Below are 21527 nucleotides of genomic sequence, written 5' to 3' on the forward strand. Positions count from 1 at the left end.
TTTTTATATTATAAATAAAAATAAGAGAACGTTATTATAATTGGTAAAATTTTTACATGTAAGTGGTTATTTCTTATCTATAAATACTGTTGCCCGATATCATATGGATCTTGAATAAATTTACCTTGAAAACAAAACACCTTATATCTCAGAAGATAAATTGTTACTTCGTTCTAAGCTAAAACACAGGACTTTGTACACATTTCTATTGCAAACTAATTAATGAATTTACGTCGTATTTTATACTGAAATACATATTTATTGTCTTTCTCTTCCAACCATTTTAAAAGGGTTTATGAAATCTCAAGGGAAAAGCCAACATCTATTTTTATCGTCATTTTTAAAATGTAACTTTACGACTTTCAAAAGCATCCCAAGCGATATCCTTTAAATAATGCAGATTACGCATTATTTCACACTTTTGTTTATTGTTTTCTTTAATGGCATCATCCCATGAAGAATAGAATGCCCCAATATATCTTGAGCCCTCTTGCATCTGAGAGTATTCATAAATGATATTTTTCTTCCTTTCTTTAAGTGTTTTTGCCCATAAGCTTCCCACTTATCATGTACAAAGAAGGGCTTTAATATAAAAGAAAGATGTATGATGAAAGAATCTTCTGATACTCTGAGTTATTATTTAATATAAATAAAATATCAAATCAAAGCTATAAACTATCTACTTTTTCCTTGATAATTCATGTTTAACTCTACTCTTGTTTAAGTTTTAATACTATAGTTTATCATTTCATAATAGCTCCTTTCATTTAAAAAAAACACATTAAAATCGTTAAAATATATCTTTGTGATTGACAATATCCGTATTTGAGCCAATCATACCTGTGCTAATAAAAGTGTTTACATGGGGGAGTGCAGATATTATTTAGATATTGCATTAATCTTTTCAAAATAAATTTTCTTAAGCTTTGTTGAAGGTCACTTACTATAAGTATTATAAGCCTTTCTTCATTTAAGAGTACATAATTGATCGTTTGAATATATCCCCATACTACCTTAATTTTTGAACTCTGTATTTAGAAGGAAAAAGTTTGTGCCAAAGAATATTCCATCAATCAGTTGTAGTCCCTTTCCCGCTTCACGCAAAATTTATCAACAGAGCCTTCTCTTTTCTGATGTACGTGTTCCATTGCGTGAAATTTCATTGACCAATGGCAGTGGTGAAAAACCTTTAAATGTTTATGATACTTCTGGCCCCTATACCGACGAAGATGCAATCATTGATCTTACCAAAGGTTTACCCGCAATTGGCTCATCTTGGCTCTCTAAACGTGCTGATACTGAACCTTATCCTGCACGCCCAATTAAACCTGAAGATAATGGATTAATAAGCTCTCCTATACCAGCCTTTGAACAAAAACGTCCTATTTTACGCGCTAAAAGTGGTAAAGAAATTACACAAATGGCATATGCACGCGCAGGTATTATTACAGAAGAAATGGAATATGTTGCTATACGAGAAAATGAAGGTTTCACAATAAAAGATCAACAAAAAGCGCAATCAAATCCATTGAGTGGAGAAATACCAGAAACTTACACTGCGGAATTTGTTCGGAATGAAATTGCAAATGGACGCGCTATTATTCCTCAAAATATCAATCATCCAGAATGCGAACCAATGATTATTGGGCGCAATTTTCGTGTTAAAATTAATGCCAATATTGGCAATTCTGCCGTAACATCTTCAATGGCAGAAGAAGTTGATAAAATGGTTTGGGCTATTCGTTGGGGCGCAGATACAGTGATGGATCTCTCGACGGGGCGGAATATTCACAATATTCGTGAGTGGATTATTCGAAATTCCCCTGTCCCCATTGGGACTGTTCCTCTTTATCAAGCACTCGAAAAAGTACAAGGTATTGCGGAAAATTTAACATGGGATATTTTTCGCGATACTCTTATAGAACAAGCAGAACAAGGCGTTGATTATTTTACCATTCATGCTGGCTTAAGATTACCATTTATTCCGATGACCATTGATCGTGTAACAGGTATTGTTTCACGAGGTGGTTCTATTATGGCAAAATGGTGTCTCCATCATCATAAAGAAAGCTTTCTCTATGAGCATTTTGATGAAATTTGTGATATTGCAAGCACCTATGATATCTCTCTTTCCTTAGGAGATGGATTACGCCCTGGCTCTATTGCTGATGCTAATGATGAAGCCCAATTTGCTGAACTTAAAACTTTGGGAGAATTGACAAAAATTGCTTGGAAAAAAAATGTACAGGTTATGATTGAAGGACCAGGACATGTTCCCATGCACAAAATTAAAGAAAATATGGAACAGCAACTCGATCTTTGTCATGAATCCCCTTTTTATACTTTAGGACCTCTGACAACTGATATTGCTCCTGGCTATGACCATATTACATCCGCCATTGGTGCGGCTATGATTGGATGGTTTGGAACCGCTATGTTGTGCTATGTAACCCCTAAAGAACATTTAGGACTTCCCGATAAAAATGATGTCAAAACGGGTGTCATCACTTATAAAATTGCCGCTCATGCCGCTGATCTTGCAAAAGGTTTGCCCAGAGCACAATTGCGTGACAATGCTCTTTCACGTGCACGATTTGATTTTAGATGGCATGATCAATTCAACCTGTCGCTTGATCCAGAAACAGCGTGTAGCTTTCATGATGAAACAATGCCGAAAGATGCCCATAAATTAGTGCATTTTTGTTCCATGTGTGGACCAAAATTCTGTTCTATGCGTATTTCTCATGATATTCGTGATGCTGCAGCACTCCAAAAAACAAAAGGTGAAGGTATGATAGCTATGGCTGAAAAATATAAAGAAAATGGTGACCTTTATGTTGAAGCACCTCAAAAAAAGAGAGTCAACAGTTGAAGAATATTCTTATCAAAGGTGCGGGAGTCGGTGGTTTAACCGTTGCTTTTATGTTACAACAAAAAGGCGCTCATGTTACTGTATCGGCCCCTCCTTCTTCTCCTATAGGAACCGCAAGTTGGTATGCAGGGGGAATGCTAGCCCCTTACTGTGAAAGAGAAAATGCTGCACAGATTGTTGAAGATCTTGGTGTACAAGCCATACAATGGTGGTCCAAAACATTTCCAAATCTTGTTATACAAAAAGGAACTTTAGTAGTTGCTCCTACGCGCGATAGAGGAGAACTTGAGCGATTTTCACTTCGCACGCATAATCATAGACCCATAAACCATGCAGAAATAGCGCGTCTTGAACCCGATCTTGCAGAACATTTTGATTATGCTCTTTTTTATGAAAATGAAGCTCATCTTGATCCTCGCAAAGCGCTGATTTATTTAAAAGAAATCCTGATAAAAAGCGGTGCATGTTTTGTTGATATCAAAACATCTGAAATAAATTTTGATATAGTCATTGATGCAACGGGCATAGCGCGTTTGGGAAAAGACAAAAATATACGGGGGGTGCGTGGTGAAATGCTGCTGGTGCGCAGTCAAGATATTAAACTTTCCCGCCCAGTTCGTCTTCTTCATCCACGGATTCCGCTCTATATTGTACCACGGCAAGATAATATTTTTATGATTGGTGCCACAATGATTGAAAGTGACTTTGATGGTGCAATCTCGGTTAGATCAATGATGGAATTGCTCAGCGCTGCCTATACATTGCACCCTGCTTTCGCTGAAGCAGAAATTGTTGAAGCGGGCGTTGGGGTTCGCCCAGCTTATCCTGATAACTTCCCTTCTGTATACAAATATGGTAATCACATTTCTGTGAATGGGTTTTATAGACATGGTTTTCTTTTATCTCCAGAAATGGCAAAACAGGCGATGGAATTGGCATTGGAATAAAACATGCAAATATTTGTGAATGGTGAAAAAGTTCAAACAGAAACCTCTTTTCTTAGCCTCTTGCTTTTGGAATTGGGGTATGAAGGAGATTGGCTTGCAACTGCTGTTAATGCGGAAGCTGTTCCTGTAGAGGCACGCGATCAATTTATTTTACATGAAGGAGATAAAGTAGAAATTTTAAGCCCAATGCAAGGAGGCTAATCTTTATGTTAAATCTTTATGGACGTGAATTCTCATCCCGTCTTATGTTAGGTACAGCGCAATATCCCTCACCTGCAATTCTGCGTGATGCTATTCATAAATCAAATACAGAAATTGTAACCGTTTCGTTGCGCCGAGAAAGTGCCGGTGGAAAAGGAGGGGGACAATTTTGGCAATTCCTTCAAAAGCTTGATATAACGATACTTCCAAATACCGCTGGGTGTTACACTGTTAAAGAAGCTGTAACGACAGCCCATTTAGCACGAGATCTCTTCAAAACCTCTTGGATTAAACTCGAAATTATTGGTAATTCCGATACTTTACAGCCCAATGTTTTTTCTTTAATTGAAGCCGCAAAAATTTTAAACAGCGAAGATTTCAAAGTTTTTGCTTATACAACCGATGATCTCATTGTTGCTGAAAAGCTTCTCGATGTTGGTTGCCGTGTTATTATGCCTTGGTGTGCCCCTATTGGATCGGCAAAAGGTCCTCATCATACCGATGGACTGCGTTCTATCCGTGCTTATCTTCCTGATGTTACTCTTGTAATTGACGCCGGCATTGGGCGTCCATCCCATGCTGCTGTTGCTATGGAACTGGGTTATGATGCCGTTCTTCTTAATACCGCTGTTGCTAAAGCAGGTGATCCTGCCTTGATGGCTGAAGCGTTTTCTAAAGCTATTCAGGCAGGGCGTATGGGATATAAAGCAGGTATTCTCGAAGCACGCAATGTAGCGATTCCCTCAACCCCTGTTATTGGTAAAGCGGTCTTTTGATGAAATTGGATCCATTTTATCTCATCGTTGATAATGCTGATTGGATTGAACGCTTGGTTCCTCTTGGTGTTAAACTCATACAGTTGCGTATGAAAGACGAAGATCTCCAAACAATCCGTCAACATATCAAACGCGCAAAAAACATCTGTGATCAATGGGGCGCACAACTCATTATTAATGATCATTGGCGCATAGCCATTGATGAAAAATGCAATTTTATTCATCTTGGACAAGAAGATCTAAGCAATGCTGATCTTCCTGCAATTCGTAGAAATGGCATAAGATTTGGTCTTAGCACTCATGATGAACATGAATTGGATAGCGCACTTTCTGTTAATCCTGATTATATTGCTCTTGGTCCTATTTATCCAACAATCTTAAAAAAAATGAAATGGCAACCTCAAGGGTTAGAAAAAATTAAACAATGGAGAAAGCGGATTGGTACTTTACCTTTCGTTGCTATTGGTGGTTTAAGCCCAGAACGCGCAATAAATGTGTTGAAAGCAGGAGCCAATAGCGCGGCTGTTGTCACCGACATTATCCTGCATAAAAAACCCGAAGAGCGGGTACAACAATGGCTTACGGTGACCCAGCCATGGCGTTAACACCTTCTATTCTTATTGTTGCAGGCACTGATCCAACAGGAGGTGCTGGCATTGTTCGTGATATAGAAACAGCGGCATATTTTCACATCAAAGCAAATTTAGCTATCACTTGTGTCAATGTACAAGATGATTATCACGTTGCTGAAATTGTGCCCATGAATGAAAAGCTTGTTGCCGCGCAAATGCGCAGTGCCTTAGACGTTCATTCCATCAGAGCAATAAAAATTGGTATGACAGGAAATCAAGCAATTATAGCAGCAATTTGTCGTGTCCTTGAAGATTATCCTCATATTCCCGTTATTCTTGATCCTGTACTGGTTGCCTCATCAGGAGGAAAGCTGACGACAGAAAAAATCATAGAAATTATGATCTATCAGCTTCTCCCACGTGTTACTCTTTTAACACCCAATAGAGGCGAACTCGCTCTTCTTAGCCAAACCCCTTTAGCATCTCATCAGGAAGAGGCGATACAACAAGCAAAAACACTTTTATCATTGGGAGCAGGCTCTATTTTAGTAAAAGGGGGACATGCAGAGGGCCCCCTTGCAATTGATAGTTTTATTGACAAAATGAAAATCATAAATATTTCTGCTCCACGTGTAAAAGGAACAATGCGTGGAACAGGGTGTATTCTCTCAAGCGCTATTGCGGCTCATTTAGCACTCAATGAACCTCTTATTTCAGCTGTAAAAAAAGCAAAAGAATATACACACACATTGCTTTTAAACCATTGTAAAAACAGTTTTTAAAGTCTTTATATTTTTTCATATATATTGATATCTTTTATTCATATGATTAATATTTTTTAATAAAATTTATAAATAGAATATGATAACAGTCACTTGCATCCAATAAAAAATTCTTTTACCATGAAGGAATTACTTCTCTTTTAGAAGATAATATATTGAAATTTAAATAAATTGTACATTTAATGGTGTGTATAATCGCAAACACCTGCATTTTACGATCTAGCTTTTTATGATAAAGAAAAAATGCTATGATCATTCTTATATACGAACGCTAAGAAAAATACTTATAAAACTTGAAGGATAATTTTGTTTGATCTATAGTCGTTAGATCATTAGAAAAAATAAAATGTTAAATCAAACGCCGTACTCAATTTCCTATGAAGAACTCTTAAACTTTTATAAAGAAAGTGGTGCGGATGCTGTTCTGACAGACTTACCCATTGATCGTTTTAAGCAATCTGCTTGTTCAGAGAAAAAATCAACACCCGCTGTGAACATTTCTCATAAGCAACGAACATCCCCCCAAACATCTTCAACCATAAAATTAGATCATCATACGCAACATAACTCTAAGGTCATACAAAATAACCCCGCAGCAATAGAGAGTGCTAGGAATGCAAAAACACTCGATGAATTAAAATCTGCTCTCCTTTCATTTAATGGTTGTTCATTAAAATTGACAGCAAAAAACACCTGTTTTTCAGATGGAACAGCAGGAAGCCCCTTAATGCTCATAGGCGAAGCACCTGGACGAGAAGAGGATATACAAGGAATTCCTTTCGTGGGAAAAGCAGGAATGTTACTGAATAAAATCCTGGCATCAATTGGCTTAACAAGAGATAATGTGTACATTGCGAACACTATTCCTTGGCGTCCACCAGGAAATCGTACACCAACACCAAGAGAAGTTGCCTTGTGCCGCCCTTTTATTGAACGGCACATTTATTTAGCACGTCCTCGTGTGCTTATAGCACTGGGAGGCGTTGCTGCACAATTTCTTACGGGATCTCAAAATGGGATTATCCGAACAAGAGGGAAATGGCATATTTATGAAAGTGAGAATAGTATAAAAATACCTGTTATGCCAACTTTTCACCCTGCTTACCTTCTTCGAACCCCTAGTCAAAAAAAGCTTACATGGATAGACTTTTTAGAAGTAAAAAATCGTCTCGATAACCTTGTGTGATTTTTTAATCTTCTTTGTCTTAAAAAATTAAATATCTTCTTTAACTTAAAAAAATACAAATGGGAGAAAATTATGAAACAGCCAACAACATCTATTTATCGTTTGGAAGACTACCAGCTAACCCCTTATGCCATTCCTAAAACACAACTTTCCTTCCAATTGGCACCAACAAAAACCTCTGTTACAGCCATATTGTCTATTGAACCCCGTCAAAATACAAAAGAATTAACACCTCTTGTGCTTTCTGGAGATGATCTTACTTTAATTTCTGTTGCGATTAACGGTGAGACATTAGCCCCAAACGCTTATAAAGTTACGCCTTCACGTTTAGAAATTACAACGCCACCAACAGCGCCTTTTACATTGAGTTTGGTTACGGAAGTAAATCCTGAAAGCAATCGCCAACTTATGGGGCTTTATCTTTCAAATGGTGTTTATTGTACACAATGCGAATCGGAAGGTTTTCGTCGTATGACGTATTTTTACGACCGCCCAGATGTTCTTTCTACCTATAAAGTGAAAATTGAAGCCGATTCCCAAACAAGCCCAATCTTGCTTTCAAACGGTAATCTGGTGGAAACAGGAACGTCAAAGAATAATCGTCATTTTGCGATTTGGGAAGATCCTTATCCTAAACCATCGTATCTCTTTGCTTTAGTAGGTGGCGATCTTGATAAGTTAGAAGACCATTTTACAACTGTATCTGGACGACGTATCGAGCTTGGTATCTATGTGGAAAAAGGAAAAACCCAACGAGCTGCTTATGCGATGGATGCACTCAAACGCTCCATGCGTTGGGATGAACAATGTTTCGGACGCGAATATGATCTTGATGTTTTTAACATTGTTGCTGTTTCCGACTTTAACATGGGCGCAATGGAAAACAAAGGACTTAACGTTTTTAATGATAAATATGTTCTTGTCGACCCTGAAACAGCAACCGATCAGGATTATAGAAATGTTGAGCGTGTCATTGCCCATGAATATTTCCATAATTGGAGTGGTAATCGTGTTACCTGTCGCGATTGGTTTCAACTTTGCTTAAAAGAAGGTTTCACTGTTTATCGTGATCAAGAATTTTCATCAGATCAAAATGTCCGCAGCCTACAGAGAATTGAAAATGTAAAAATATTAAAAGCAACGCAATTTGCCGAAGATGCTGGACCTCTCGCTCATCCTGTACGTCCTCGCCAATATAGCCAAATTAATAATTTTTACACCACAACTGTTTACGAAAAAGGTGCTGAAGTAGTTCGCATGATACGAACGATTTTGGGTCCTACTCTGTTTCGTAAAGGCACGGATCTTTATTTTCAACGCCATGATGGACAAGCTTGTACAATTGAAGATTTTATTGCTTGTTTTGCTGAAGTATCTCATCAAGACTTCTCTCAATTTATGCTGTGGTATGAACAAGCAGGCACCCCCAATGTAGAAATCAACAGCCACTATAGCGATGGTGTTTTAACAATTCATGCCAAGCAACATATTCCCGCAACCCCACAACAAAATATAAAAAAACCCATGCTTATCCCTATTGCATTTGGTTTGTTAGGATCTAAGGGAGAAAAACTTGCTTATGAAGCGGATACAGATATTCAATCAGATGTTATGCTGCTGTCTAAGGAAAGCCAAACATTCACATTAAAGGGTCTTCGTGAAAAACCTGTTTTATCACTGCTGCGAGATTTTTCTGCACCAATCATTTTACACACGCCATTCAATGAAAGCGAACTTATTTTTCTTGCGCAACATGATGACAATCACATCAATCGCTGGCAATCTCTTAACCAGTTAATGACGCAAGCCTTAATTCAAAGCATTCAAGATAAAACAAAAGAAAAAGCAACACTTCCCTCTGCTTTGCTCAATCTCATTGAAACGATCCTAGCAGATGAAAAGTTAGAGCCTGAATTTCGTGCCTTCTGCTTAAATTTACCTAGTGAAGTTGAGCTTGCTCAGACAATCGGTAAAAATATTGATCCAGATCGTATCCATCAGATACGTAATCAGTTTCTCGTTTCACTTGCACAAACACACCAAGAGCTCTTAACAAAGTTTTATGCGCAAATGGAGAGTAATGAGCCCTATTCCCCAAACACTGTACAAGCTGGAAAGCGAGCCTTAAAGAATATCACACTGGATTACCTTTCTATTGCTGAAGACAATCCAAACCGTGCTGCGACACAATACGCAACAGCCAACAATATGACGGACCGTATGGCGAGTATTGCTGTTCTCGTAAAGCGTTTTAACAAAAGCGAGCAGGCACAAAATGCTCTAAATGATTTTGAAAACCGCTATCGGCATGATCCTTTGGTCATGGATAAATGGTTCTCTATTCAAGCAATGGTTGCTGGTGCATCAACTTTGGAACATGTTCAAAAGCTCATGCAACACCCACTGTTTTCACTAGATAATCCTAATCGTGTACGATCCCTCATCGGTGTCTTTGCATCTCACAACCTCACGGGCTTTAACCGACTGGATGGAGCGTCTTATCATTTTCTTTGCCAAATTATTTTGGAAATTGACAAAAAAAATCCACAGCTGGCTTCACGGTTATTAACAATGATGCGCTCTTGGCGACAATTAGAACCCATTCGTCAACAAAAACTTGAAACTGAATTAAAAACAATTGCTGCTGCGCCAAAATTATCAAGCGATGTTGCTGATATTATCGACCGTCTGCTCACTTGAAACAAAAAACTATTTTAAATCAATATACTATAATATTTTTAAAATAAATTCTACAAACATCTCGTTCATCATTAAACCGATAAACAGGCAATTTAAGCCTGTTTATCGGTCATATTTCAAATGCCTTTTCCTCTTCATATTCCACAATCATAAAAGTAAAATACTTTTTTTTAAAAAAAGACTAGACAGAAGACTCCTGTTTTGATTCACTGCACTCGATGGGGTTACTCATGCAAATCGAAGCAGTTTTTAAATCACATTATTCCGGAATTAAAGGAACAAGAGATGGCTAAATTGGACGCATATGATGCGCCAACGGAAATGTATGCTGATTCAAAATCGAGCGCTCAAAATCATAAAGCGCAGACAAAGGGTGTTCATCTTTTTTCTGGCTCTGCCTATCAAAAGCTTCTCTTTGTTGAACCTTGGTTACGACGCTCACTTCCATTTGTGATTGTCGCATTTCTGATTATCCTTGCGACAATTCGTTTTGTATCACTCTATGATTGGCGCAATACAATTGATAAAAGCACGCATTCGACCATCGCTCTTTTAGCTTCTCATATTACCAATACAATTGAGCGTAACTTATTGGCTGTTTCTCAGAAAGGAAAAGTCTCAGCCCTTTCCCATGATCATTTGCAAAATATCCTCACCACTTTTCGCAATCAAAATCTTATTAATCCCAGCACTCTCATCGCCATTGTTGATCAAAAGGGCAATGTCTTAGCTTCGTCCAGTTCACAAATTGCATTAGGAAAACCGTTGCAAGATTTTATCTCTGACAGCATTTCTTTACAATCTCTTGGACAACACGTTGGAGTGATGAAAATCACCATAAGCAAGGATAACTCTGCTCTTGCTTCATTTCGCCAAACAGAAAACGGGCAATATGGCGTATTCATTGGCGAAAAGATGCACGATAACGCTCTGGAATGGCGCAAATTTTTTTCGCTTAATATAACGCTATTCATCGGCACGAGCGGTATTATTCTTGCTCTTCTTTATGCTTATTATAATCAACTTTTACGCGCACGTAAGACAGATCGTATTTCAGAAAAAATTCAAAACCGTATTGATATGGCAATGATGCGTGGGCGTTGTGGATTATGGGATTGGAATATGGCAAGTGGACGCGTCTATTGGTCACGAGCCATGTACGAAATGCTTGGCTATGTCCCTCAAGATGCATTACTCTCAATTTCCCAAATTAGCGCCATTATCAATCCCAATGATGCTAATTTTTTTGACCTTGCTCAAGAATTAATGGCAAGCAAAAAAAAGCATATCGATATCAATATTCCCATGCGTCATGCTGATGGTCATTATGTATGGATGCGACTTCGCGCTGAAGTTACTGAAGAAGAAGAACCCCATTTGGTTGGTATTTCTTTCGACATTAGTGAACAACAACAATTGGCTGAACAAACAGCACAAGCTGACCTTCGTATCCGCGATGCAATTGAAAACATTTCAGAATCTTTTGTGTTATGGGATGCTGAAGGACGTTTAGTCATGTCCAACAGCAAATTTTGCGAATATGCCGCTATTCCTAAGCAAATTCTACAATCAGGAATCCAACGTGCAACCGTCGAAGCTATGGCCCGCCCTGCACTCAGTGAATATCCCCTCAAAGATGATGGTACTGGTAACTTAACCAGCATTCGCCAAACAGCCGATGGTTGTTGGCTTAAAATTAATGAACGACGAACCCAAGATGGAGGATTAGTTTGTATTGGTACTGATATTTCTGAACTTAAGCAACAACAGGAAAAATTTGAAGACAGTGAAAGGCGTCTTTTTTCTTTTATTCAAGAACTCAAACGTACACGCGGCAGTGCTCAACAACGTGCAACAGAAGTTGAAAAACTTAATAAAAGTCTGAAAGCAGAAAAAGAACGCGCCGAAAGTGCGAATAAAGCTAAATCAGAATTTTTAGCCAATATGTCTCATGAATTGCGCACACCACTGAATGCTATTCTCGGCTTTTCAGATATCATGTTACAATCGACTTTTGGCCCTCTTGGTTCACAGCGCTATAAGGAATATATGCATGATATTTATAATTCAGGAACTCATCTTCTAACCCTTATTAATGATATCCTTGATATGTCAAAAATCGAAGCTGGAAGATTTACGCTTGATTGTAAAAATACCGATCTTGAGCCCATCATTAGTGAAGCAGTACGAACGCTTACACCACAGGCGCAAGAAAAAAATATTGCTGTTACAACAAATATTACCCCAGAACTTCATGCTGAAGTTGATGGGCGTGCAATGAAACAAATTTTTCTTAATCTCATCTCTAATGCCGTTAAATTCACGCCTTCTGGTGGAAATATTGATGTCTGTGCTTTTAGGAAAAAAAATAACCTTATTTTTAAAATTACCGATACAGGTGTTGGTATTCCGCAATCAGCCATCAAAAAACTTGGGCAACCTTTTGAACAAGTTGAAAATCAGCTCACGAAATCCCATACAGGCTCAGGTCTTGGGTTAGCTATTTCACGCTCCCTATTAGAACTCCATAAAGGAAAACTTGAAATTACTTCAAAAGAAATGAAAGGAACAACGGTAACGATTATCATGCCTATCACGCAAAGTTAAATTGGTTTTTAATTTCCCCATTTTGTTCCCGTTGAAGCAAAATCTGTTTGCGTTTAACGCCCCAACGATATCCTGAAATAAAACCGTTCTTACGCACAACACGGTGACAAGGAATAATAACAGCCAATGCATTACGGGCACATGCATTCGCAACGGCACGAAAAGCATTTGGCATCCCCACACGACACGCTAATTCTTCATATGAAATTGTTTCACCACACGGTATATCACATAATCGTGCCCATACTTTTTGTTGAAAAACTGTACCCTTTATATCTAAAGGGAAATCATATTTTTGAACCAACTTAGGCGTTTCTATCATAGCTATAATATGAGCAACCTCTCTCTTAAATGCATTGTCACCCACAACTTGTTGTGCATCACCACAGCATACCGTAAACTCCTGTAATAGTTTCTCTGTGGTATCGCCTAACGCACTATAACAAATCCCTTTTTGAGATTTAGCGACCAAAAGTTTTCCTATGGATACATCTTTTAGACAAAATATTCTCTTTTGAGACATGTTCAGCATTTTAACTTTTCTTTATATTTTAAAAAGTTTTGAACATCATCCATAAAATCAAGAGATCATATTTCCTATCTTTTAAAGTCAAACATGATTATTCTTAAAATTATCGTTATTGTACTAAAATACACTCTCACTATTTTATGGAATAAAATCATACAGAGATTGACTTTCTTCCTATCCCAAAGCCCCAAGACTGCAACCAGAGCCAATCTTTAACGCATCTCGTTATTTCCACCCCCAAACACTTCAATATGGTTTACTTCATAAACGTTCCTAACAAATTCTAGATTGAATTCTATCATACACCTAAAAAAAACTCTAACAAAAAATGCCTCATGTATAATTTTCATGCCTTATATCACACCGCTCTCAACAGTCGTATTTTATGAAACAACACAATAAGCTTCCTATTTAATTTTACAGCAATATATTGATTTATATAGATATCATTATTCATATTGCCCCTCCCCCAAATATCGTAAGATTCCCTCATTTCAAATCTCTCTCATCTTGAATTCATCAAAACCATTCCCTTGCACATCAAAAGCTGAGCTGGCGTGTGGATAAAAACTGTATAATAAAATGGCCTTTCATGAATCGTCTTACGTTCCAAGATCTGTCGCGATATTCTAGGGCTTGCACAAGTGTGTGATGGTGCCAGCTTACTCCTTCATAAATGTAAAGAAGCAGTTCTCAATGACTTTTATATTATTCCATGGAGGTTTTATTGTGATACCATTTATGAGCACCAACGTGAAATAGGCTTAGGTACTTTGGAGAGGTATCTCTTTAAAACAAGCCCGTGAATGTGCAACATCCCTATATTCATTTGGGGCGTTCTGTTTTACGAAACTCTATCGAACCATCAATAATGGTTTATATCTTATTCCCCACCAATGCTTGAATTACTCTCATTCTTCGGAGTACTCTTATTTTCTATCCAAGGTTATCTTTTTGATATATTGATCAAGTAACCCAACTCAAAAAAAATATCTTCAATTTTATGAAAAAAAACATGGAAAAGGTATTTTAGTGCTTACTTTCTTTGTCACTTAACTTATAAAATGACTGTAGCCTCAAAACTTAAATATGTTTCTTGCCACAATCGTGCACGGATATTTGTCATAGGAAAAAGCCATGCCCAAACGCACAGATATAAAATCTATTCTTATCATCGGAGCAGGACCTATTATCATTGGTCAGGCATGTGAATTCGACTATTCAGGCACACAAGCCTGTAAAGCATTAAAAGAAGAAGGTTACCGAATTATTTTGGTCAACTCTAATCCTGCCACGATTATGACAGATCCAGATCTCGCTGATGCAACTTATATAGAGCCCATTACACCGGAAATTGTTGCAAAAATTATTGCTCATGAACGTCCCGATGCCCTTTTACCAACCATGGGAGGACAAACAGCTCTCAATACCGCTTTATCATTAAAGCGTATGGGTATTTTAGACCACTATCATGTTGAAATGATAGGCGCCAATGCAGAAGCTATTGATAAAGCAGAAGATCGTGCTTTATTTCGCCAAGCGATGGCAAAAATCGGTTTGGAAACACCAAAGTCTATGTTAGCCAATGCAACAGAATTAAAAGAAGAAAATCGCCAACAACATGCAAAAACGCGTGCTGAACTTAAAGAGAAACTTTCTGGTGCAGCCCTTAACAAAGCCCTTGAAGAACTTGAACGCAACTGGCGCCATACCGAAGCTGATCGGAAACAACATTATATCGCTCATGCAACAGCAAAAGCAGTTCAAGCGCTTGATATTGTTGGGCTTCCAGCGATTATTCGTCCTTCATTTACCCTTGGTGGGACCGGTGGGGGAATCGCTTATAATCGTTCTGAATTTTATGAAATTATTGAACGGGGACTTGAAGCTTCTCCTACAACAGAAGTTTTAATTGAAGAAAGTGTTTTAGGGTGGAAAGAATATGAGATGGAAGTTGTTCGTGATAAAAACGACAACTGTATCATTGTTTGTTCTATTGAAAACATTGACCCGATGGGGGTTCATACTGGTGATTCGATCACCGTAGCCCCTGCTCTGACCTTAACAGATAAAGAATATCAATATATGCGCAATGCTTCGATTGCTGTCTTGCGTGAAATTGGTGTTGAAACAGGTGGATCCAATGTACAGTTTGCTGTCAATCCTGAAAATGGGCGTCTCATTGTTATTGAAATGAATCCGCGTGTTTCTCGCTCTTCAGCGCTTGCCTCAAAAGCAACAGGTTTTCCCATTGCCAAGGTAGCAGCAAAACTCGCCGTTGGTTATACGCTTGATGAATTAAAAAATGATATCACCGGTGGGGAAACACCAGCATCATTTGAGCCTTCTATTGACTATATTGTGACAAAAATTCCGCGTTTTGCTTTCGAAAAGTTTCCTGGCTCATCACCTGTCCTCACGACAGCGATGAAATCTGTAGGAGAAGTCATGGCCATTGGACGTACTTTTCAAGAATCATTACAAAAAGCGCTCCGTGGACTTGAAACTGGTCTTACTGGTCTTGATGAAATTGTCATTCCAGAACATGCTGAAGGTGATGAAAAAAGTTCTATACGCTCAGCTATTGCCATACCAAGCCCTGATCGTCTACGCTATATTGCTCAAGCCATGCGTGCAGGCTTACCCTTAAATGAAATTCACCAAATCAGCAAAATTGATCCATGGTTTTTAGAACAAATAGCTTCCATCATTGAAATGGAGCAACGTATCCGCATCCATGGATTACCCCAAGATGCAAATAACTTACGTATGTTGAAAGCTATGGGATTTTCAGATGCGCGATTAGCCACCCTTACCGGACAAGAACCCGATGATATCGTTGCTTTACGAAAATCACTAAATGTTAAACAAGTCTTCAAACGGATTGACACTTGTGCTGCTGAATTTTCTTCTCCTACAGCTTATATGTATTCAACATATGAAGTTCCCTTTGCAGGTATAGAACACTCAGAAGCACACGTTTCTGAGCGCAAAAAAATTGCTATTTTAGGTGGTGGTCCAAACCGCATTGGGCAAGGAATTGAATTTGATTACTGTTGCTGCCATGCGGCTTTTGCGCTGCGCGATGCAGGCTTTGAAGCGATTATGATTAACTGCAATCCTGAAACCGTTTCAACTGACTATGATACCTCTGATCGTCTTTACTTTGAATCTTTAACAACAGAAGATGTTATCGCTATTTTAGAAGCAGAACAGGAAAAAGGTGAACTTGTTGGAGTCATCGTCCAATTTGGTGGACAAACACCTTTGAAATTAGCAAGCGCTCTCGAACAACACAACATTCCCATCCTCGGAACTTCACCTGATGCCATTGATTTAGCAGAAGATAGAGATCGCTTTCAGAAACTACTCTTTAAACTTAATTTAACACAACCTAAAAATGGCATTGCCCACTCTATCGAACAGGCGCGTCTTATTGCCCATGAACTAGGATTCCCATTGGTTGTACGTCCCTCTTATGTTTTAGGAGGACGTGCTATGCAAATTATCCGTGACGAGCGAAGCTTGCAAAATTATTTACTTGAGAGTGTTCCTGAATTAATTTCTGAAGATATAAAAGCTCGTTATCCCAACGATAAAACAGGACAAATCAATATATTGCTTGGTAAAAACCCGCTTCTCTTTGACACCTATCTAACAGAAGCCATTGAAGTCGATGTTGATTGTCTGTGTGATGGCAAAGAAACACTTGTTGTTGGTATTATGGAGCATATTGAAGAAGCAGGAATCCACTCTGGTGATTCAGCGTGTTCCCTACCAGTCTATACGCTCTCACATAGCATCGTCGCTAAATTAGAGCGCCAAACCAAAGCACTAGCACAAGCACTGCATGTTCGTGGCTTAATCAATGTACAATATGCCATTAAAGAGGACACCATTTATGTCTTAGAAGTCAATCCCCGTGCTTCACGGACCGTACCATTTGTTGCAAAGACAATTGGTCGTCCTATTGCTAAAATGGCTGCACGTATTATGGCAGGAGAAACGCTACACGATGCTCTCCAAGCTTATGGTGGATTACCTTCTTCGCAGAAAAAACAACATATTGCCGTCAAAGAAGCCGTGTTTCCTTTTGCCCGTTTTTCAGGTGTTGATACTCTTCTTGGCCCAGAAATGCGCTCAACCGGTGAAGTTATGGGGCTTGACTATGAGTTTGCGCTTGCTTTTGCTAAAGCGCAACTTGGAGCTGGTGTAAAACTCCCTAAGGAGGGAACTTTATTCGTTTCTGTAAGAGATGAAGACAAAAAACGCATCTTAAATCCTGTCAAACGTTTAACAGAGCTTGGCTTTTCTGTTGTTGCCACAAGTGGAACACAAAAATTTCTCACTGAACATCATGTTGAGGCAAAAAAAATCAACAAAGTTTTAGAGGGACATCCACATATTGAAGATGCTATTCGGAATCGCCAAATTCAACTGATTTTTAATACAACTAGCACAGCCAGTGCCATCTCAGACTCCAAATCATTACGCTATGCCGCACTCATGCAAAATGTTCCCTATTATACAACAATAGCAGGGGCTGAAGCCGTCGTAGAAGCGATCAAAGCACTCAAAAAAAAGCGCCTTGAAGTACATTCCCTGCAAAGTTATTTCAGTTGAATTTCTTGCTATGTGGAAAAACATATGCTTTTTCGATTTTTTCTTTGTATAAAAACAGCAATTAAAGCTTGCTTTTTATTCTCAAGACTTCTATATGAGTTCTATCGAATTTTCGGTTACGTGACTTTCTTTCCTGTGCGTTCTGCGCTTTTGACGAAACCTCTCCCACCTAATTTCGATTTACAACCGTATTGAAGAATTATAACTTCAGTACACAATATAATTATATATCTAAGGAGTTTCCTATGTCTACAGGAACAGTTAAGTGGTTTAATACAACAAAAGGTTTCGGATTCATTCAGCCTAGTGATGGCAGTGCAGACGTATTTGTACACATTTCCGCTGTTGAGCGTTCTGGTCTAAGCAATCTTAATGAAGGACAAAAGATTTCTTACGATGTTCTTCAAGATCGTCGTTCAGGAAAATTTGCCGCTAGCAACCTCGCAGCTCTTTAAAATTTAAATTCTGCAATATTTGCCGGACGTTTTGTCCGGCTTTATTTTATTTAAAAATCTTCGTCATTACAGATGAAGATTTTTTTATTTTGTGTAAAAAAAAATTGACCTTGTTAAAAGAAAGCTCTGCTTATTTATTTTACACAATTTATCAAGACATTCCTATGCTTCTCCTAAAACTTTCATAAAATCTAATAGGAAATGACCTTGTAAAAACCTCAAAAAAGAAGAATATAAAATCTGTATCAAAGTATTTTAGAAGTTTTTTATTGCATACAATATAATCTCTTATAGAATATCCTTAAAGCAAATAACCATTTGTTGATATAATATAAGGATTTTAAATTATGGCTTTTATTGCCGACAAGCTGTCTCGTATCAAACCTTCTGCAACAATTGCTGCTTCCCAAAAGGCCCGTCACTTAAAAACATTAGGGCGCGATGTTATTGCTTTAAGTGCTGGAGAACCAGACTTTGATACCCCAGACAACATAAAAAACGCGGCCATTGAAGCTATCCGAAGGGGAGAAACAAAATACCCTCCTATATCTGGAATTCCCGAATTACGTCAAGCAATTTCTGCCAAGTTTAAAAGAGAAAATAACCTTCTTTACCAACCAGAACAAATTATTGTTGGTACCGGTGGAAAACAAATTCTCTTTAATGCATTGATGGCAACTTTGAATAAAGGAGATGAAGTCATCATTCCATCCCCTTATTGGGTGAGTTATCCAGAAATGGTTGCTCTTAATGATGGTACACCTGTCTTTTTAGAAACAAAAGCCGAATTTTCTTATAAACTCCAACCACAAGAGCTTGAAGCGGCCATTACTCCCAAAACAAAATGGTTCATCTTTAACTCTCCTTCAAATCCATCAGGTGCCGCTTATACATATAATGAATTGAAAAGCCTCACGGATGTTTTAGTAAAATATCCTCATGTCTATATCCTTTCTGATGATATCTATGAACATCTCACGTATGAAGATTTTACCTTTGTGACCCCCGCTCAAGTAGAACCCGCACTTTATGAGCGTACACTCACAATGAATGGCGTTTCTAAAGCCTATGCGATGACGGGCTGGAGGATCGGTTATGCCGGTGGCCCACCAGAACTCATTAAAGCAATGGATGTTATTCAAGGTCAGCAAACATCTGGCACGAGTGTTATTTCACAATGGGCTGCTGTTGAAGCACTCAATGGGCCGCAAGACTTTATTGTTAAAAATAAAAGTATTTTTCAAGCACGCCGTGATCTCGTTGTCTCTATGCTAAACCAAACTCCTGGAATTCATTGTCCAACCCCCGAAGGTGCTTTTTATGTTTACCCTTCTTGCGCAGAACTTATTGGCAAAAAAACACCGAACGGCCAATATATTAAGAATGATGAAGACTTTGCTATAGCGCTTCTAGAAACAGAAGCTGTTGCGGTCGTCCAAGGATCTGCTTTTGGGCTTGGATCTGCTTTTCGTATTTCTTATGCAACATCAGAAAAATTACTTGAAGAAGCTTGCACACGTATCCAACGCTTTTGCAATAGTTTAATTTAAAAATTTTAACATCATCTCTTGTGATCCTTTTTTGCTAAATATCGATCTATTCAGGAAAATATCAAAAGCTCTCTTCAGGACAGAGCCTACCGATTCAGCAAAAATATTTATGAATAAATATAGCAAAAAATAGAAGCTGCAGATAAAGATTACAAAAAATCCGACGATCAAATAAATGATTAGTCTATTGTCATGAGAGATGAAAAAAAACTGTTCAGCTTTCTCTATCCAAAACATAAATTTCAAGATTAATAGAGAAATTCAAATTAAGAAATTATTTTGTTTCTCCTCACCTCACTTAAAGAAAGTGACGATTGCGTTTGTTGTTATAAATGCACGATAAAAATAAAAATTTCAGATACAGCTTACTATATCTACATTTTTTTTAATTTATAGATAAGAACATTCTTCACGCAAATTTTAGTTGAATTATAATCAATATTTTTTCCATATACAGAGAAATTTCTAGAAAAGAGATATTTTTATACATTAAAAAAATTTAGTTTTTTTATCATTTTTGAACATATATCTCATATGAGAAATTATAAACCAAAGCCCCTCAAGCAAAATTTATATCGTATAATATTTCCCTCCAAATGAAGGTCTATCGCGGTCCTTCACCCCTCTTATGAAACTGAACTGATTTAAATTTCATATCTCTTTATTTTCTCCAAGAGCAATACAAATCATATTATATTTTATAGTCACATTAAGTTATAATAAATGATATATAGAAAAATACTTACTGATTATAATGCTTTGATTTTTAACTTGTATTATCCCTCTTGCAAGATTCTCTTGTTTCAGATCTATTATTCATCTGAAACTAATCAAAATCGTTGTCTTTCTCATCAAAAAAGATTGAATCTGTGGATCAAAACACTAAAAAAGAACCAAAATACCTTTCTCTCTCCAATAAAAAGAAAGCATAACTATTGAAAGCTGATAAAAAAATGTTAATGCTTAACCTGTTTCTTCATGAATACAAATAGCTCTACACAAAAAACCTTATAGCTCTTGGTCACAAATTTTACGTTATTTATAGATGCCGTAAGGCTGGAGCCCACTGCAAAACACCACTTAAAGAAGCGCGTGAAATGATAAAACTTCCTTCTCTATTCAACTATAATACTAAAAAAGACCTCGTACTTTTAATATAAGCGCCCTTATAATTAAATGCTCCTTAATTAAACCTTTTCTTTTTCTCAGATTCCTCTTCAGCTTAAAATGAAGAAGAGCTTATCTTTTTCCACTGTATAAATAGTTCAATTTTTCTTAAGTTATATCTACTAATCAATTGATTTACTTCTGAAGTTTTTTTTCGAAAAAGCCCTTAATATTCACCTCATACTCTCGTAAAAAACACTTCATGTAAAAGTTTTACATGCTTTATATCATGCCCATAAAGATAGAATTTTCGTAGTACAATAGAATAAATCGCTCCCAAATTCCTTATTGAACTTCAGTATTCTTAAAAAAAATTGTTGGATATCCATAAATTGCAAAATTTCTTATTATCAATCTTCTCATGCATTGCAATTTCTAGGAACTGTTTCGGAAATAAAAAAAAGCCGGACAAATGTCCGGCAAATTTGGAAAATCCTCAGAGATAAACTCAATCTGACAGATCTTCGTAAGGGAACACTCAAGAAAATGCAATGGGAGGCAACATAATCAAGAGATAACATCATATGTCATTTTATAAGCAGAAGCACAATAAAGACTTA

13 protein-coding genes and 1 pseudogene are annotated in these 21527 nt (G+C 37.5%); 12 read left to right on the plus strand and 2 right to left on the minus strand.

Annotated features, from left to right (window positions below; all coding sequences use genetic code 11):
• Window positions 1–306: 306 nt before the first annotated feature.
• A pseudogene (locus tag FNZ60_RS10585) lies at window positions 307–496 on the minus strand (hypothetical protein); the annotation flags it as partial.
• A 555-nt stretch (window positions 497–1051) separates the two neighbouring features.
• On the opposite strand from FNZ60_RS10585, the gene thiC reads away from it, so the two are divergent.
• The 9 genes from thiC (at window position 1052) to FNZ60_RS03760 (ending at window position 12643) form a co-directional block, all read left to right on the plus strand.
• Window positions 1052–2872 carry a phosphomethylpyrimidine synthase ThiC gene (gene thiC, locus FNZ60_RS03720; RefSeq protein WP_142416360.1) on the plus strand — a complete coding sequence of 607 codons (1821 nt, stop codon included), beginning with the start codon at window positions 1052–1054 and terminating at the stop codon, window positions 2870–2872.
• On the plus strand, window positions 2869–3819 hold the full coding sequence (locus FNZ60_RS03725) for an FAD-dependent oxidoreductase (protein WP_142416361.1): 951 nt from the start codon (window positions 2869–2871) through the stop codon (window positions 3817–3819). Before thiC ends, FNZ60_RS03725 begins: the two co-directional genes overlap by 4 nt.
• 3 nt (window positions 3820–3822) lie before the next feature.
• On the plus strand, window positions 3823–4020 hold the full coding sequence (gene thiS / locus FNZ60_RS03730) for a sulfur carrier protein ThiS (protein WP_142416362.1): 198 nt from the start codon (window positions 3823–3825) through the stop codon (window positions 4018–4020).
• 5 nt (window positions 4021–4025) lie between these two features.
• Window positions 4026–4796, plus strand: a complete 771-nt coding sequence (locus tag FNZ60_RS03735) for a thiazole synthase (protein ID WP_142416363.1) — start codon at window positions 4026–4028, stop codon at window positions 4794–4796.
• On the plus strand, window positions 4796–5401 hold the full coding sequence (locus FNZ60_RS03740; RefSeq protein ID WP_142416364.1) for a thiamine phosphate synthase: 606 nt from the start codon (window positions 4796–4798) through the stop codon (window positions 5399–5401). The genes FNZ60_RS03735 and FNZ60_RS03740 overlap by 1 nt, the downstream gene beginning before the upstream one ends.
• Window positions 5392–6150, plus strand: a complete 759-nt coding sequence (locus FNZ60_RS03745; protein WP_142416437.1) for a hydroxymethylpyrimidine/phosphomethylpyrimidine kinase — start codon at window positions 5392–5394, stop codon at window positions 6148–6150. The genes FNZ60_RS03740 and FNZ60_RS03745 overlap by 10 nt, the downstream gene beginning before the upstream one ends.
• A 346-nt stretch (window positions 6151–6496) precedes the next feature.
• A complete protein-coding gene (locus tag FNZ60_RS03750) occupies window positions 6497–7336 on the plus strand; it encodes a uracil-DNA glycosylase (RefSeq protein WP_142416365.1) in 840 nt (279 codons plus the stop codon).
• Window positions 7337–7408: 72 nt separating this feature from the next.
• Window positions 7409–10036 carry an aminopeptidase N gene (gene pepN, locus FNZ60_RS03755; protein ID WP_142416366.1) on the plus strand — a complete coding sequence of 876 codons (2628 nt, stop codon included), beginning with the start codon at window positions 7409–7411 and terminating at the stop codon, window positions 10034–10036.
• Between the two features lie 285 nt (window positions 10037–10321).
• Entirely contained in the window at window positions 10322–12643 is a 2322-nt protein-coding gene (locus tag FNZ60_RS03760) for a sensor histidine kinase (protein ID WP_142416367.1), read from the plus strand.
• Here FNZ60_RS03760 and FNZ60_RS03765 read toward each other — a convergent pair.
• The gene (locus tag FNZ60_RS03765) at window positions 12630–13175 is read right to left on the minus strand and encodes a methylated-DNA--[protein]-cysteine S-methyltransferase (RefSeq protein ID WP_142416368.1); all 546 of its coding nucleotides are present in this window, start codon (window positions 13173–13175) and stop codon (window positions 12630–12632) included. The genes FNZ60_RS03760 and FNZ60_RS03765 overlap by 14 nt on opposite strands.
• Window positions 13176–14309: 1134 nt before the next feature.
• On the opposite strand from FNZ60_RS03765, the gene carB reads away from it, so the two are divergent.
• The 3 genes from carB to FNZ60_RS03780 all read left to right on the plus strand — a co-directional run bounded on the left by carB (window position 14310) and on the right by FNZ60_RS03780 (window position 19800).
• Window positions 14310–17795, plus strand: coding sequence for a carbamoyl-phosphate synthase large subunit (gene carB / locus FNZ60_RS03770; protein ID WP_142416369.1), 3486 nt, complete (start codon window positions 14310–14312; stop codon window positions 17793–17795).
• Window positions 17796–18040: 245 nt separating this feature from the next.
• A complete protein-coding gene (locus FNZ60_RS03775) occupies window positions 18041–18250 on the plus strand; it encodes a cold-shock protein (RefSeq protein ID WP_142416370.1) in 210 nt (69 codons plus the stop codon).
• A gap of 347 nt (window positions 18251–18597) precedes the next feature.
• Window positions 18598–19800, plus strand: a complete 1203-nt coding sequence (locus FNZ60_RS03780) for a pyridoxal phosphate-dependent aminotransferase (protein ID WP_142416371.1) — start codon at window positions 18598–18600, stop codon at window positions 19798–19800.
• Window positions 19801–21527 lie beyond the last annotated feature (1727 nt).

It is taken from the genome of Bartonella massiliensis (assembly GCF_902150025.1).
In the GTDB taxonomy this organism is placed as follows: domain Bacteria; phylum Pseudomonadota; class Alphaproteobacteria; order Rhizobiales; family Rhizobiaceae; genus Bartonella; species Bartonella massiliensis.

What these genes read in the sequence shown, in the direction of transcription:
- thiS (WP_142416362.1), top strand. Translation starts at nt 3,823, where the DNA reads ATGCAAATATTTGTGAATGGTGAAAAAGTTCAAACAGAAACCTCTTTT.
- FNZ60_RS03735 (WP_142416363.1), top strand. Translation starts at nt 4,026, where the DNA reads ATGTTAAATCTTTATGGACGTGAATTCTCATCCCGTCTTATGTTAGGT.
- FNZ60_RS03740 (WP_142416364.1), top strand. Translation starts at nt 4,796, where the DNA reads ATGAAATTGGATCCATTTTATCTCATCGTTGATAATGCTGATTGGATT.
- FNZ60_RS03745 (WP_142416437.1), top strand. Translation starts at nt 5,392, where the DNA reads ATGGCGTTAACACCTTCTATTCTTATTGTTGCAGGCACTGATCCAACA.
- FNZ60_RS03750 (WP_142416365.1), top strand. Translation starts at nt 6,497, where the DNA reads ATGTTAAATCAAACGCCGTACTCAATTTCCTATGAAGAACTCTTAAAC.
- pepN (WP_142416366.1), top strand. Translation starts at nt 7,409, where the DNA reads ATGAAACAGCCAACAACATCTATTTATCGTTTGGAAGACTACCAGCTA.
- FNZ60_RS03760 (WP_142416367.1), top strand. Translation starts at nt 10,322, where the DNA reads ATGGCTAAATTGGACGCATATGATGCGCCAACGGAAATGTATGCTGAT.
- FNZ60_RS03765 (WP_142416368.1), bottom strand. Translation starts at nt 13,175, where the DNA reads ATGCTGAACATGTCTCAAAAGAGAATATTTTGTCTAAAAGATGTATCC.
- carB (WP_142416369.1), top strand. Translation starts at nt 14,310, where the DNA reads ATGCCCAAACGCACAGATATAAAATCTATTCTTATCATCGGAGCAGGA.
- FNZ60_RS03775 (WP_142416370.1), top strand. Translation starts at nt 18,041, where the DNA reads ATGTCTACAGGAACAGTTAAGTGGTTTAATACAACAAAAGGTTTCGGA.
- FNZ60_RS03780 (WP_142416371.1), top strand. Translation starts at nt 18,598, where the DNA reads ATGGCTTTTATTGCCGACAAGCTGTCTCGTATCAAACCTTCTGCAACA.